The organism is Nocardioides caldifontis, from assembly GCF_008087345.1.
Taxonomy (GTDB): Bacteria; Actinomycetota; Actinomycetes; order Propionibacteriales; family Nocardioidaceae; genus Marmoricola_A; species Marmoricola_A caldifontis.
This window is the reverse complement of the sequence record NZ_VHIB01000014.1, coordinates 1-14,404: the sequence shown is the minus strand read 5'-3', so window position 1 is coordinate 14,404 and position 14,404 is coordinate 1. Positions and strand designations below refer to the sequence as shown.

Sequence of the window (14,404 nt, the reverse complement as noted above, 5' to 3'; positions counted from 1 at the left end):
ACAGCGCTGCCACCCGGCAACGCCACCAAGCCCATCAGCCACCGAGTTCAAGCGAGGCGATCATGCGTCAAGAGTACAACGAAACGGTCAGCCACAGTGACGGATCATCACTCTTGACCCTACTCGGCGTGAAACCGGCGCCACCTGCACGAACACCATTCGGGGCGCATAGACGTACGAACGAACCTGAGCCCCTAGAGATTAGCTGACGTTCACCTAGCCCGCGAGGAGGTTGACCAATGACCAACGACCACTCGCAACGCGCAGCCAAGCTCGATGCGCTGCACCAGCGCCTGTCCGAGGCCGTGGCCGGACTCGTCACGGGCGAGGACTGGAAGCGTGCCATGGAGTTCGCAGCACGTTTCCGCGCCCGCTCGTTCAACAACACCTTGCTGATCTACGTTCAGCACCACGCTGCCTACGAGGCCGGCAAGGTTCCCCAGCCGACCCCGACGTACGTCGCGGGGTTCAAGCAGTGGCTGGCTCTCGGCCGGACGGTCAAGAAGGGCCAGTCTGGGTACCAGATCCTCGCGCCGGTGACCGCGCGATTCGCCTCGGCCACCCCAGGAACCGAGGGTTCGTGGCATCGCCTCGCGCGCGGTGAGCGGCCCAGTCCCGGGGAGACGGTGCGGTCCCGGATGATCGGGCTGCGACCGGCGTACGTCTTCGACGTCTCGCAGACCGCTGGCGACCCGATTCCCGAGACGCCCAAGCCGGCTCTTTTTCGCGGGCAGGCGCCCGAGGGCCTGTGGCAAGGCCTGGCCGACCAGATCGGCGCACGTGGCTTCGAGCTGCGGCTGGTTTCGAACGCGACCGTGCTCGGCGGAGCGAACGGGCTGACCGATTACCTCACCCGCGAGGTGTCGGTGCGCATGGACATGGACGACGCCGCTCAGGTCAAGACTCTCGCCCACGAGCTCGGCCACGTCATGCTCCACGGCCCCGACAACGTCGACGCGGTTCTCCATCGCGGCATCGCCGAGGTCGAAGCGGAGTCGACGGCGCTGATGGTTGGCGCTGCCCACGGCCTCGACACCGCGTCGTACACCGTCCCCTACGTCTCTACGTGGGCGAGCAGCGTGCCGGGTAAGGAACCGGTCGAGGTGGTGCAGCAGACGGCCGAGCGGGTGCGTGGCGCGGCGCTCAGCATCTTGGACGACCTCGCGACGCAGCAGATCGGCGTGGGCGACCCACCTGGGTTCGATCGCGAGCCTCCCGGTGCGGGCCGTGCTGTCGTCACCGTGGCGACCAACAGTGAGTACGTCGGGGTGCGGCTGTGACTCTCCTCGGCAACGCGCCGTCCCGTCCTTGCCGCGTCCCCGTCGTACTGCCGCTCGTCACAGTGACGGCGCAGTCCGACGGCACACTCCGCATCGAGGTGAACGGCGGCCAGTACGGCGGCGCCGTCGCCCGCGCCGACCTCGGACCCGTGCTCGACCGGATCACCGATGTGTTCGACTCCCCCGTCCGAGTGGAGGTGCATGAGCTGGATGGGTCGACGTTCGTCGACGTCCTCACCGCCAGGACCGACAACGTCCCGGACGCGCAGATGTTGTTGCCGGCAAACACAGCGCCGGTCCTCGGCGAGATCGGCGGTGCCGGCTTTGCACCGGGCGAACCCGTTGCAGTGGCGGTCGTCGTCGCCGACCGGACGGCCGACGTGAATGGATCCGTTTCGTTCAGGGTGCCCCCGGCGCTGTTGGCCGGGCGGATCGGTGACGTCGTGCTGTTGGGCCGCAGTTCCGGGCTCGCCTCGATCCGCATCGACCACCCGTGAATCCGCAGGCGCGTCCGGTTGACGACGCGCTGGTCAACCTGGGGTTGATCCTCGTCGCGGCCGTGTGCGCGCTCGCCGGGCTCCTGTGGGCAACAGGCCTCCTGGCGGCACTGCTGGTCGGGGCTCCGCGGCCGACCGGCGGCATCGAGACAGGCGCCAGAGTGCTCGCCACTCCTCAGTCGCCCGGCGCCGCGTTGGGGAGCCCATCCGTCTCCGCTGCGGCGTTCTGGCTCGTCTTCCTGCTCATCGCAACGACGACCGCGGTGATCGGGTGGTTCGGCTGGCGCAGGTTCGCCCTCGCTCGCCAGCGTCACCGGCGCGATCCGCGGCGCCTTGCCGGAATCGCCACCGCTCACGACGTCCGGGCTACCGCGTCCAGTCGAGCACTGCTCAGGCGAGCCGGGACCCTCCGGCCCGCTCTCGCGAAGGCAGTCGCAACAGACGTCGGCTACCTGTTGGGACGGTCTCGGGGTCAGGAGGTCTGGGCTTCCGTCGAGGACTCGATGCTGGTGATCGGGCCGCCCCGCTCGGGCAAGGGGCTGCACTTGGTCATCAACGCGATCCTCGACGCGCCCGGTGCCGTGGTCACTACCTCGACACGGCCGGACAACATCGCAGCGACCCTGAGGGCCCGCCAATCCCGTGGGCCGGTGGCGGTCTTCGACCCGCAGCGCCTCGCCGCCGGACTCCCGACCGGGTTGCGGTGGTCACCGATCCGCGGCTGCACCGACCCGCTGACCGCGATGATCAGGGCACGGGGCCTGGCGTCGGCCACCGGCTTGTCCCGCGGCGGCGTCGAGTCCGGTGGATTCTGGGAGGGCAAGACAGCGGCCGCTCTCCAGGCACTTCTCCACGCCGCGGCGCTTGGCGACCGAGCGACCCGCGACCTGTTCGACTGGTCCCTCTCGCCGGCCGCCTCCAGGGACGCGGTGGCGATCCTCTCCAGCCATCCCGAGTCGGCCACCAGTTGGGCCGATTCGCTGGACTCGATGATCAACAGCGACCCCCGGACCCGCGACTCGATCTGGATGGGCGTCTCTCAGGCACTCTCAGCTCTTGCCGACCCACGCGTGCTCGACGCCGTCAGTCCCCGTCCGGGCGAGGACTTCGACCCTCACCGTTTCCTCTCCTCGAACGGGACCCTCTACCTGCTCGCCACGGGCGCGGGCGCCGGCGCCTCGTGGCCGTTGGTCGCCGCCTTGCTCGAGGACCTTGCGGAGACTGCCCGGCACCTCGCGGCGAGGTCACCGAGAGCCCGCCTCGACCCGCCCCTCCTCTTCGCGCTCGACGAGATCGGCAACCTGTCACCTCTTCCCTCCCTACCCGTCCTGATGGCGGAGGGAGGTGGCACCGGGATCACCACCATGCCCGTGCTCCAGTCGCTGTCCCAGGCCCGGGACAGGTGGGGCGACCACGCCGCCGGCGCGATCTGGGACGCCTCCATCGTCAAGATCGTCCTCGGCGGCGCCTCCGCGTCGCGCGACCTGCAGGACCTCTCCACTCTCATCGGCGAACGCGACGAGCTCACGGACACCACCTCCGTTGGCGACTACGGATCCCGGTCCCTCCAGCGCTCAACACGACGCGTCCCCGTCATGCCGCCCGAGGCCATCCGAACCCTGCCCTTCGGCACCGGCATCGTTCTGCTCCGCAGTACCGCGCCCCTCGTCGTCGACCTTCGCCCATGGACCAGCCGCCGCGACCACGCACGGCTCCGTGATGATCGCGCCGCCGTCGAGGGCGAGCTCCAGGGACGGTGATCGATCGGTACGGCGGTGCGGGACCGACGGCGCACCTCACTGTCGAGAGCGAGCGCCGGCAGTGGCGCCGTCGAACGATCGGGAGCCAGCATGACGATTCCGACCCAGTTGAGCCTCGTGGCCTTCATCGCCTCCACACCTGAGCTGCACTTCCTGAGCGACGGCAAGGCCCGGTTCTACGCCCGCATCGGCGTCGAGCACTTCCGCAAGGAGGTCGACGGCAGCTTCACCAAGCTCGACCCGAGCTTCCACGACATGGTCATCTTCGAGAAGACGGCCGAGACGGCGTACGCCCGGCTCCGCAAGGGCGACGTCTTCGTTGCCAGCGGCTACATCCACGAGTACGACGGCAGCCGGAACGGAGAGACCATCATCCGGGAGGAGTTCGTCGCCCGCCGCATCGGTCACGACATGCAGCGATGCGCCTATGAGGTGGCCCGCCGGCAGGTCGAGGCGCCTGACTCGGTCCCGACGCCTGCCCCGCAGCCTGCCGTCGGCATGTGACCGGAGCGACGCCTTGAGCGAGGTCGAGAAATTCGGTCCAAACGACTACGCCAACTTCAGTGGTACACCTCAGGAGCCGGCGCGGCCCGTCAACTGGAACCTGCTGACCGCCGTCGAAGCCGAGGTGGAGTGGCGCGACCTCGATCGATGGGTGAAGTGGCTGAAGAACACGTTCGGCCTCCCGCCGGCGATCGTGCCACCGCTCTGGCACCGCCACGACGAGCTGATCTGGGAGCTCTCCGCCCTCCACACCCACTTCCTCAACTGCTACGACCCGGACGCCTCACCCTCCGCCCCGATCGGGTGGCTACGCGACTTCGCCGACGCCCGCAACCGCCTACGGGACTGGGTGTCGACCTGCGGCACGCGACTCGACCGAGACCGGGCCAGCCGGATCACCACCTGGCCCGGCGAAACACCACCGGCGCAGGCTCCCGAGATCCCCATCGTGGACCGCGACGAGGACTTCGAGGACTTCCTCGACGCGGACCTCTCAGCCCGCCGGGACGTCGAAGCCGCAGCCCTCGAACTCGTGGGGCAGCCACGGCCGCTGCGCGACCCGTTGTAACGAGCGGCTCTCCACAGCGTCCGCTGCATCCGACACCGACTCGCCCGCGGAGGCCGATCATCGCAACCACAGGTCTGTGAAAGGACACCGCCGATGCTTGTCTCGCACGCCCCGACACTCGCCGACGCCCGGTCCTGCGTCGCGGCCCTATCTGACCAGGCCAAGGACGCCCATGCCTCGTCAGCTTACGAACGGGTCATCCTTCAGCTCGACCGGATCCACGACGACGACGTACCGGCGGTCGACAGCGAGGAGCTTCCCGAGGACCGTGAACTTCTCCTCGCCGGCGCGACCACGGCGATCGAGCAGCTCAGCGGCCACGGCGTCGACGCGCTCGACATCGAGCTCGTGCTCGCCACGCTCGACGACGCCCAGCAGATCGACGAGCTGTGATGTACGGCGAGAACGGAGGGCGACTCCGCGCCGAGCTCGCCCAGCTCCTTCGCCAGCACCGCATCCAACAGCGGCTCGGAGGCGCGGGCAGCCACACCATGCCGGTCACGACCTCGCCTGCCCAGCGCACAGAGTTCGGACGCCAGATGAACCGATTCCGACTCTCCGCGTTGGTCTGGTGCCGGCAAACGGCCGTCGCGGTAGGCCCGTTCGCCACCAGCAATCTCGCGAAGCCACCGGCCAATCCCTTCCGCACTCCCAAGCCTGACCCGGGGCCACTCGCCGCTCTCCACCAGGCTCTGGACGAGGCGGCCGCGGCATCCACCGCCCGTCTCCCACATCTCGAGGAGTTGACGACCCCACACGACGTCCCGATCGTCGAGAGCTGGCGGCAAATCGCCCGCGCGGCCGCGCTCGGAGAACACGACTTCGGGGCCGGGCTCAACGATTCACTCACGGCGCAGCAGTGCCAAACCGTTGTCGCCGACGTCGCAGCCATCACCCAGGCCCTGGTCACCCTCGACCGCCGATACCTCCGCATCCCCGGTTGGGAATCCCTCGCCAACGCGCCACGCCTCGGATGGGCAGCCCTCGCCTGCGCGCTCGACTCGAGCCTCGAGCCGCCTGACTACTCCGTCGACCTCCGCGGTTGGAGACCACCAACCAAACTCATCAAGGGCCCCGCCAGGCCGGGACTGGTCGGCGTCCTGCAGGCCGAGCACAACCTCGTGCTCCGGATGCGGTCCTTCCCTTCCGCTATCAACCTTCGCCTGGTCGTGGACTCACAGAAGTTGCTCTCAGCCGGCCTCGCGCGACTCGCCGCCCCGGTCGACCGCAGGCTGGCAGACAAGTGGCTCACGCGCGCGACGACGTACGCAACATTGCAACGAGAGCTCCGCGACGTGGGTGGGCGGCTAGGCACTGGCGGACCGGCCGTTCTTGAAGGCGCCAACGCCGTCAGTCGCCTCAATGCGCTACCGGCGGACACCTCGGTGGATCCCCGTGTGCTTCATGGGTTCGACGTCCTGTTCACCAGCCTCGACACTCGGATTGCCGACGTCATCGAGCAGGGCATCAGCCGGGACGCCTACTTCCTCCGCGTCAAGGTTTCGCGGGTCGTCGAGAACAGCGGACAGATGGTTGCTCCGACCCAGGAGCGGTTCATGCCACTGGCCGATGCACAGCATCCCGCCCTCGATGAACTCGTCCGCTCGAAGCTGCGCCCCGCCCCGGAGGCGCCGACGCCGCCGACTGGTGCGGCGCGCAGCCGGGCCGAGCTGCATGCAGCGATCGTCCACTCCCCCGATAAGCGTAATCATGGTCTGTCGGCTTAACGCTGCCACTCATCCGTTCGAAATCTGTTTGTATAGGGACGTGCTAGGCATCTAGCGGAAGCCCTTCGAGGCGCCACGATTCGGCTCCCTTCTGTTGTCAACCGGCTGCGGTGAGGACTCTGTTTCGTCGGGACTTCCGGGAGGTCGATGCCGCGCGTAGCGTCGGTTGTGCGGGTCCGGGAAGTGGCTGATCCGAAGTGTCGATGTGCGGGGGCAGGTCGGCCGCGCAGGATTCTTGAGACGCCCCGCAGTGCCCTCCCGGACCCGCCTCGGAGTTCGTGCCGGCGGCGAGTTCGGCGTCAGCGACGAGCTGCCGGTAGATGACGTCGGAGAGCCTGCGCTTGAGGCAGCGAAGCGCCTCGAGGGGCTTCTTGCCCTCGGCTCGCTTGTGTCGGTAGTAGGTCCGACCGTCGGTGTCGATGCGCAACTGAGTGACCGCGGCGATGTGGATCATGTGGTTCATCCGGCGGTTCCCGGCTCGCGACAGCCGGTGACGGTCGTGCTCGCCGGAGGATGCGTCGAGCGGTGCAGTGCCGGTCCAGGAAGCGAACCGGTTGCGGTCGGCGAAGCGCGCGACGTCGCCGACGTCAGCCAGGATCCGTGCGGCAACCACAGGACCGACGCCGTGGATGTCCATCAGCCTCGAGCCCCGGGCCAGCACGATGGCCTTGAGCTCGGCGGTGGCCTTCTTGATCTTCGCCTCGACCGCGATCAGTTCGGCCAGCTCGTCGGCGGCGATGCGGCGACGGGTCCTCCCGGCGATGTCCCGCGGACGGACAGAGGCGAGCATGGCCTTGGCCTGGCCGGTGGTGATGTCGCGTTTGGCTTGTCCGGGCAGGAGTTCGGCCAAGAGCGCCTGCAGCCGATCGACGGTCTGGACCCGACGCCGAGTCAGCGCCTCGCGGCGGTCGGTGAGCATCCGCAGGGCCTCGAGCTCGCCGTCGACCTGCAGCAGCCGCAGAGTCTTGGTGCGGACAGCGACGATCGCGATCGAGTGGGCGTCTCGGGCGTCGGTCTTGCGGTTGTGCCCGGTGTCGAAGAGCAAGGAGCGCCTGGCGCTGCGGCCCGCGTGGCGGGCGCCGGATGCGGGCCGCGAGCTTGGCTGGAACATCGACGACCTGCTCACGAGCCTCGAGCAGCCGCTGGGCCAACGGGCGTCCGACACCGTTGGCGCCCTCGACCGCCCAAACCCGGTTCGGCCATGACTTCGCGTAGGTCCGCATAGCTCGGTAGCCGGCCCGATCGGTGGCGAACCGACCAGAACCCAGCAACGGTTCGTGGTGGTCGACGACCTCGATAGTCGCTGACAGCTTGTGAGGATCGACCCCGATGATGACCTGCTCCATGGCTGCTCCCGCCTGTGCTCGTACCGACGTGGACGGCGAGGTGGGCATTGCTACTACGAGCAGGGCAGTCCCTTCTTGAGCCACGCCTCGTCAGCGGTGCCCGGCGGACTGCAGACCGGTTGCGAGCCACACCCGCGCACAGGTGGGCAGCCCAATAGAGAGCGAACCCGCCGAGCACCTAAGCCGAGTCTGGCCAGACACCGGCCCTACGGGAATCGGCTAGTAGCCCACTATGACGCGGGCTCTCCGCCCTTCGACAGGAGGTCGATCAGGCCCTGGCGTTCGCCCGAGCGCCCGATGTTGGTGGTTCCGGATCTGTCCGAACCTGCTGGCTGCCATTGTGCTTGCTCGCCCGGGGTCGTCAGCGCGGCCGCCGTGCCGGCCGAGTCAGCAGCGTCGTGTTCGTGACTGCCGGAGCCTGGCAATCCCCCACGGGTGCTCGAAATATACTCGTCTGCGTTGCGATCAAAGTTACAGGCATGTAGTTTGTGATCGAATCGAAAGTTCGACCTGGCTTGGCAGCTGGAGGGGAACCGGCGTGAGTGATGGCAACGGGGGCAGTCCCTGGGCTCGAAGGCGGCTTGGGATGCAGAGCGCAAGGATTCAGCACGAGATCTCACTCGCGATGCGCGATGCTCAGGCCGACGCCGTGCGAGCACAACTGGCGCAGTCGTCGACGTCCAAGGACGCTTACGGGCACACCCTCTTCGTGGCGCAGCACGAGATGCTCAATGACAGGCTCCGCAAGATCCCGGGCGTCGTTCTGCGCCGTCCGGCCGGGGTCCGCAGTCGCTTCGAATTCCCAGTCATCGACGAGACCAATGTCGTCCTCGTGCCGCTTCGAGTGTCGTCGGACCCGCGCAAGCGCAGGCAGGAATGTCGGATTGACATGTCGCAGCTGCGCGTGGCGATCCTCGGGGTTGCTCCACGCCGTCCCGACGACCAGCGCAGTATCGACGATATCGAAGACCCCGACGCTGCTGACCAACGCTACGCCGAGGAGATGGAGGCGTTCGAGGAGATGTCTAAGGCCGGCTGCGCCGTCGTCATCGGCTTCGGTTCGACCGTCGACGGCATCTTCGAGCTCGGCCTTGGAGAATTACTGATCGAGGATCACGTCATCGGCGAGGTGTCCTGGCCGCACTGGCAGCCTCTGAGGATCCTCGACTTGGACCAGCAGGAGCCCATCGCGCCTCCGTTGCATGCCGTCCGCAGCGCTTCGAATGTCGAGCGGTTCGACGCGATTGGTGTGGATGACGACCTTGGGCTGAGGCTGCGCCCGCAGCGCGAAGAGTCTCCTTCCGCTGAGGAAGAGGTCGAACCGCTCGCGGCTGGGAGTGAGGCTGAGGGCGAGTGACACGTCGCAAGGACGTTGCCTCCCATCTGACGCTCTTTCAGGAGCCTGTTTCGACGAGCGGTGGGGCCGCGCCTGGAGTATTCGATCCGGCGAGGCTTACCCAGGCGCGGCGCTTGGCTGCGATGACGAAGAAGGGTGCCGCCGAAGCCTTGAAGGTGTCGGCCGTTGCGGTCGGCCAGTGGGAATCGGGCTCCCACCCTCCTCGGCCTGACCACCTGCGACGCCTGGCGGAACTCTTCGATCTTCCGCCCGAATTCTTCATCGCGGGGCGTCCGTACGCACGTCTTGAAGGTTCGGCGGCACACTTTCGCAGCCTCCGGCGAACGCCAGCTCGCGAGCGCGAGCGAGCGCTCGCATTCACCGAGCAAGTCTGGGAGCTCACCCATGCCCTCGAGCGACTCGTCCAGATCCCTCCTGTCGACCTGCCCGGCTTCTCTGCGGGCGAAATCGACCAGAGCATCATGCCGTGTGATCCGGTCAAGGCCGCCCGCGAACTGCGACAGCGCTGGGGCCTGCCCCCGGGACGTATTCCGCGGATGGTGCGGCTCCTAGAGCAGCACGGAATCATCGTCACGCTGACGCCGTTCGCGGGTGATGCCACTGCCTCGGTCGATGCGTTCTCTACCTCGCACCTGCCACGTCCGATCATTGTTCTCACTCCCGATCGCGCCGACGACGTCTACCGGCATCGCTTCACTGCTGCACACGAGCTCGGGCACCTCATCCTTCATGGGGACGCAGAGCCCGGGGACGCCGAGCAAGAACGTCAGGCAGATCAGTTCGCGGCGGAGTTCCTAACCCCAAGCGCGGAGGTCCACCCGCTTCTTCCACGCCGGATGGACCTCAACGCACTCGCCAAGCTGTCGGCCGAATGGGGGGTAAGCGTCAGTTCCATGATCTACCGCTGCCGCGAGGTGGGCCTCATCTCTGAGGCCGCCTATCGCCGCGCCTTCCAGAGACACAGCCAGCTTGCCGGTCTCGGCTTGTTCCATCCGCAACCAGTGGCTGACTACCCCGGGGAAGTGCCGAAGCTGCTCACCGCCGCCGTCGCGCTCGCAGGCCAGCACGGCGTCACTCTCGGCGATCTCGCAGACGAACTGCGCCTATCACCTCAAAGGATCCGCAACCTTGTGGGGTGGCGCGACGAGAAGCCGGTGCTCAGGCTCGTGGACTGAGTTTGTGCCGTTGCCGGATGCCGCGGCGCGCGCATGGATCGAGCGGCCCCGGGCCCGCCCCGCTTCGTTCCGTGTCGAATGGCGGCAGGGGAGCCACCGATGTGGCATGGTTCTGCCGCGAGCCGGCCGATCGGGGGACGGCGCACACTCAAGGGACGGGCAAGGCGTGCGGGTTCGACGCATCCGGATCAGGAACTTTCGCGGCGTCAAGGAGGGCGAGCTCCTCCTCGACGGGCACACCTTGCTTGTGGGCGCCAACAGCATCGGCAAGTCGACGATCTGCGAGGCACTCGACCTGGTCCTCGGCCCAGAGCGCATGCTCCGCCGGCCGGTTGTCGACGAGTACGACTTCCACGACTCGCGCTACCTCACGGATGACGACACCGGCGACGACCCGAGCATCCTCATCGAGGTCGTCTTGGTCGACCTGTCCGCCCGTGCTGAGCGGCGGTTCGGAGGCCACCTCCGGAAGTGGAACCACGAGCTCAACGACTTCGCGGACACCCAGCCGGACACGATCGACCTGGCTGACGCGCACCCATGGTGCCTGCCGCTGCTCTTCTGTGGCCGGTTCAACCCGGCCGAGGATGACTTTGAGGGGGGCACCTTCTTCGCCCACCCCGAGCCGGTCGTTGACGACCTCGCCACCGAGACCGACGAGCTCGGCGGCGGCCGTCGAGTGTTCACCAGGGATGACAAGCGGCACTGCGGATACCTCTATCTACGGCCCAATCGCACCGGCTCCCGAGCCCTCAGCTTCCAGCGTGGCTCGCTGCTCGACACCATCATCCGGCTGGAGACTGACACTGGCCTCGAGCTGTGGGAGAAGGTGCGCAAGGACCTCGCTGAGGTCGACCTCGCGGCCGGCTCGAGCCTCGAGAGCACTCTGGACGGTGTGGAGGACCGGATCGCGAGGTTCCTCTCACTGAGCGCCACTGGCGAGGATGTGCAGGTCCACCCCTCCGATCTGACTCGCGAGAACATCCGCGAGACGCTGCGGGTGTTCATCGCCAGCAACCCCGGATCGACCCCGGTTCCCTTCAACCGGCTGAGCACCGGATCTCTGAACCTGCTCGTCTTTGCACTACTCACCTACATCGCCGAACTCAAGGGCGACGACTCCGTCATCTTTGCGATGGAAGAGCCCGAGATCGCCATTCCCCCGCACGCGCAGCGGAGGTTGGTCGACTTCGTCACCCGCCGCATGGGACAGGCAATCGTGACGTCACACTCGCCCTACGTCATCGAGCGCTTCACCCCGGAGAGCCTCCTGGTGGTCTCCCGCGACCCTTCCGGGAAGCTGTCCGGCCGGCCGATCGAGCTCCCGACCGACTTCAAGGTCAAACGGTACCGAGAGAACCGGCGCCAGTTCGCCGAGGCGGTCCTGGCGCGGGCCGTCCTAGTGGTCGAAGGCGCCACCGAGGCGGCGCTGATTCCGGTCGTCTCCGACGTGCTCGACGCCGACTCTTCCCTCGGATACACCCACCTCGACCTAGCCGGCATATCAGTCTTCGACGCCGGCAACGACAGCTCGGTTCCCCTCTACGCGCCGTTGTTCAAGAGCCTCGGCAAGCCCGTCTACGGCATCCATGACACACCCACCACCCCCTTCGACGAGGACCGGGTCCAAAAGACCGACGACTTCACCCACTACCAGGAGATCCCGTACGCCGGAGTCGAAGACCTGCTCGTCGCCGAAGTTCCGGCTGCCGTCAAGCGGCGATTCCTGGCCACGGTCAGCACCAGGGAGGACTACCCGGTCCACTGCGGCTACCTAGCCCCGGGCAGTGACGACGATGCGGTCGACCACCTCGTGCGGAAGGTCCTGATCGCACGCAAGGGCGCCAACGACGGCTACGCGCCTCTGCTCGTCGGGGAGGCCCGTGACATGACCGAGCTGCCCGCCTCACTGGTTGCGTTCCTAACCCTCATCGATGCTGACCTGGCGCCAGCAGCTGTACCGACAGCATCCACCGATCTGGCCGGCGACCCTTCGGCCGCGGCCTCCCCCGGCGAGTCGCAGCCGACCGATGAGCCTGCCAACTCAAATGCCGATAGCTCCGGCGCTGTCGCCCCGAGCGCGGGCGGCGGAACTTAGGTGGGACAGCTCCAGCTCGACGAGACGCGACGGGCCATTCTCGACGCCGTCGGCCACGTGCTCATCGAGGGCGGCCCGGGATGCGGCAAGACGACCATTGCGCTGTGGAAGGCACGTGAGAGCCTGCCCCAGCTGCAGCTGGATCAGCGAGTTCTGTTCCTGTCCTTCTCTCGTGCTGCCGTACGTCAGGTCACCGACCGGATGGTCGGCGTCCTGAGTCGCGGCGACCGCGAGCGGATCGAAGTCCGCACCTTCCACGCGTTCTTCCTCGACGTCGTCAGGTCGCATGCTCGGCTCCTGACCGGGAAACCCGCCAGGTTCATCACACCCGAGCGCGAGTCCCAACTCCGCGCCGACCACGTCGGTGACTGGCAGACGGAAACGATCCGATTGGCACGAGAAGAGTCGGTCTTTGTCTTCGACACCCTTGCGCCTACGGCCGCGAGCCTGCTCGAGGGCTCGGACACCGTCCGTTCGCTCTACAGCGCCATGTACCCGCTCGTGATCGTCGACGAGTTCCAAGACACCAACCGTGACCAATGGCGGGTCGTCCAAGCGTTCGCCAGCGAGAGCACCGTGCTGTGCCTCGCCGATCCCGACCAGCGGATCTTCGAGCACCTCGACGGAGTCGACGAGCACAGGTTGTCCGAGGCCAAGCAGTTCCTGCGCCCGACGACCTTCGACCTCTCGGCCGACAACCACCGAAGCCCCGGCGGCGGGCTCCTGGACTACGCAAACGCCGTCCTCCGGAACCGGCCCGCTACGCCGCCAGAGGACGTGCGCTTCCGTTCGTATCGCCGCCTGCCGCCAGAGTTGATGGCGCACTGGGCGGTCGCTGTGGTGGCGCAGGCCGCCAGCCAGCAACTCGGCCCGACGCCGACGATCGCTGTTCTGACAAGAGCCAACTCGCTCGCGGCCCGGGTCTCGGAAGCACTCGAGCACGAGCAGACGATGCCCAACAGCTCGGTCCTGCCCCCGGTCGAGCACGTCCTCCACTGGGACCCCGAGCTTGCCGCCTCCGCTGGGCTCGTCGTCGCCAGTGTTCTCGAATGGCCCCACCTGAGCACCGCAGAGGCAGTCATCCACACGCTGACGCAGATCGCCGAGTACTACCGAGTGAAAGTTGGTCGCGGCACGCACGGTGCACGCCGCACAATCGCGACCACGGACCGCGCTATCGAGGCTGTCCGCGCCGGACGTGCGCCGTCCTCAAAAACGGCGAAGATCCTCATCGAGCGCGCCGGAGACTCAACTGAGTTCACAGGTCAACCAGTCCGCGACTGGCAGGCAGCGCGCGCCCGGCTCGCCGGATCGACCGAGCTCAACGAGGTCTTCAAGCAGGTCAGGCTGTTGCGGTTACTGCACGCGACCGACGCGCTCGCCTGGGCACTGCTCGACGCATGGGACGGTGACGTCGGGTATCGGGACGCCGTCGGTTCAGTCCGAGTTGCCCTCGCAGAGGAAGCAGTCAACGCCGCCCGACAGGATCCGCCGGCGGTAAGTGTGATGACGATGCACAAATCGAAGGGTAAGGAGTTCGACGCCGTCGTCATCGTTGAGGGCCGCTATGACGGCCCTCTGATCAGCGGAGATCCCCGGCAGGCCGATGCTGACCGCCGGCTCCTTCGGGTTGCGATCACCCGGGCCCGGCATTGGGTCGTATTCATCCGCCCCGAGGGCGCGACTCCACTGACACCAGTCGAGCCGCGGTCTTGAACACATGATTCGACCAAGGATCGCGACTCTCGACATCGGGTGCGTTGTGCCGCTTTCACTAAGCGTCATTCCGGCGCTGGCGCTGGCAACGTAGATCTGAGCGAAACCGCCACACAACTGAGGGCTAGATGGGAAAGAAGACCGTCCTACGATTCGCCTTCGAGCTCGATGGTGACGATCGAAGCCTTGGTCTCCGCCTCCCTGGCTGGCGGGTGCTCTCCAACGGCAACGACGTCTACGTCACTACTAAGCCCGGATCCACCGACGATCGCTCTGCTGACGGTGTCGTGGGCGTGCCGTAGCGCAAGGATGCCCTTGCGGGCTGGGAGATTGGGACTTGCGACGGTTCCAACGCTCTCAACCCGAAGGGCATCTC

General features: G+C 67.2%; 14 protein-coding genes. 12 read left to right on the top strand and 2 right to left on the bottom strand.

The window, feature by feature from the left end; genetic code table 11:
• Nucleotides 1-239 precede the first annotated feature (239 nt).
• From FIP57_RS19845 to FIP57_RS19815, 7 genes are all read left to right on the top strand, one after another.
• Nucleotides 240-1,280: an ArdC-like ssDNA-binding domain-containing protein gene (locus FIP57_RS19845; protein WP_148575300.1), complete on the top strand. Its 1,041-nt coding sequence runs from the start codon at nucleotides 240-242 to the stop codon at nucleotides 1,278-1,280.
• Entirely contained in the window at nucleotides 1,277-1,777 is a 501-nt protein-coding gene (locus FIP57_RS19840) for a hypothetical protein (RefSeq protein ID WP_148575299.1), read from the top strand. Before FIP57_RS19845 ends, FIP57_RS19840 begins: the two co-directional genes overlap by 4 nt.
• Before the next feature lie 503 nt (nucleotides 1,778-2,280).
• Complete coding sequence (locus tag FIP57_RS19835; RefSeq protein ID WP_238993609.1) at nucleotides 2,281-3,537, top strand: type IV secretory system conjugative DNA transfer family protein; 1,257 nt, start codon at nucleotides 2,281-2,283, stop codon at nucleotides 3,535-3,537.
• 90 nt (nucleotides 3,538-3,627) lie between these two features.
• Nucleotides 3,628-4,041, top strand: a complete 414-nt coding sequence (locus tag FIP57_RS19830; protein WP_148575297.1) for a single-stranded DNA-binding protein — start codon at nucleotides 3,628-3,630, stop codon at nucleotides 4,039-4,041.
• Between the two features lie 13 nt (nucleotides 4,042-4,054).
• Complete coding sequence (locus FIP57_RS19825) at nucleotides 4,055-4,609, top strand: hypothetical protein (protein ID WP_148575296.1); 555 nt, start codon at nucleotides 4,055-4,057, stop codon at nucleotides 4,607-4,609.
• Nucleotides 4,610-4,702: 93 nt separating this feature from the next.
• Nucleotides 4,703-5,002 (top strand): hypothetical protein, encoded by a 300-nt coding sequence (locus tag FIP57_RS19820; RefSeq protein ID WP_148575295.1) that lies wholly within the window; start codon nucleotides 4,703-4,705, stop codon nucleotides 5,000-5,002.
• The gene (locus FIP57_RS19815) at nucleotides 5,002-6,336 is read left to right on the top strand and encodes a hypothetical protein (protein ID WP_148575294.1); all 1,335 of its coding nucleotides are present in this window, start codon (nucleotides 5,002-5,004) and stop codon (nucleotides 6,334-6,336) included. The genes FIP57_RS19820 and FIP57_RS19815 overlap by 1 nt, the downstream gene beginning before the upstream one ends.
• Nucleotides 6,337-6,433: 97 nt before the next feature.
• Here FIP57_RS19815 and FIP57_RS19810 read toward each other — a convergent pair whose 3' ends face one another.
• Entirely contained in the window at nucleotides 6,434-7,381 is a 948-nt protein-coding gene (locus FIP57_RS19810; protein WP_203231364.1) for a transposase, read from the bottom strand.
• Between FIP57_RS19810 and FIP57_RS23770 the strand changes: the two genes are divergently transcribed.
• From FIP57_RS23770 to FIP57_RS19790, 5 genes are all read left to right on the top strand, one after another.
• A complete protein-coding gene (locus FIP57_RS23770) occupies nucleotides 7,368-7,541 on the top strand; it encodes a hypothetical protein (RefSeq protein ID WP_203231363.1) in 174 nt (57 codons plus the stop codon). The two genes, FIP57_RS19810 and FIP57_RS23770, sit on opposite strands and share 14 nt — an antisense overlap.
• 727 nt (nucleotides 7,542-8,268) lie before the next feature.
• The gene (locus tag FIP57_RS19805) at nucleotides 8,269-9,039 is read left to right on the top strand and encodes a hypothetical protein (protein ID WP_148575293.1); all 771 of its coding nucleotides are present in this window, start codon (nucleotides 8,269-8,271) and stop codon (nucleotides 9,037-9,039) included.
• Nucleotides 9,036-10,214: an XRE family transcriptional regulator gene (locus FIP57_RS19800; RefSeq protein WP_203231362.1), complete on the top strand. Its 1,179-nt coding sequence runs from the start codon at nucleotides 9,036-9,038 to the stop codon at nucleotides 10,212-10,214. The genes FIP57_RS19805 and FIP57_RS19800 overlap by 4 nt, the downstream gene beginning before the upstream one ends.
• A gap of 166 nt (nucleotides 10,215-10,380) precedes the next feature.
• Nucleotides 10,381-12,312 (top strand): ATP-dependent nuclease, encoded by a 1,932-nt coding sequence (locus FIP57_RS19795; protein WP_148575292.1) that lies wholly within the window; start codon nucleotides 10,381-10,383, stop codon nucleotides 12,310-12,312.
• Nucleotides 12,313-14,028 carry a UvrD-helicase domain-containing protein gene (locus tag FIP57_RS19790; protein WP_148575291.1) on the top strand — a complete coding sequence of 572 codons (1,716 nt, stop codon included), beginning with the start codon at nucleotides 12,313-12,315 and terminating at the stop codon, nucleotides 14,026-14,028.
• A 146-nt stretch (nucleotides 14,029-14,174) separates the two neighbouring features.
• On the opposite strand, the gene FIP57_RS23765 is transcribed toward FIP57_RS19790, so the two are convergent.
• Nucleotides 14,175-14,404: hypothetical protein (locus FIP57_RS23765; protein ID WP_203231361.1), on the bottom strand; the 230-nt coding region annotated here is incomplete at its 5' end.

Excerpts from the sequence above, each read along its gene's own strand:
- FIP57_RS19845 (WP_148575300.1), top strand. The coding sequence starts at position 240 with ATGACCAACGACCACTCGCAACGCGCAGCCAAGCTCGATGCGCTGCAC.
- FIP57_RS19835 (WP_238993609.1), top strand. The coding sequence starts at position 2,281 with ATGCTGGTGATCGGGCCGCCCCGCTCGGGCAAGGGGCTGCACTTGGTC.
- FIP57_RS19830 (WP_148575297.1), top strand. The coding sequence starts at position 3,628 with ATGACGATTCCGACCCAGTTGAGCCTCGTGGCCTTCATCGCCTCCACA.
- FIP57_RS19820 (WP_148575295.1), top strand. The coding sequence starts at position 4,703 with ATGCTTGTCTCGCACGCCCCGACACTCGCCGACGCCCGGTCCTGCGTC.
- FIP57_RS19815 (WP_148575294.1), top strand. The coding sequence starts at position 5,002 with ATGTACGGCGAGAACGGAGGGCGACTCCGCGCCGAGCTCGCCCAGCTC.
- FIP57_RS19805 (WP_148575293.1), top strand. The coding sequence starts at position 8,269 with ATGCAGAGCGCAAGGATTCAGCACGAGATCTCACTCGCGATGCGCGAT.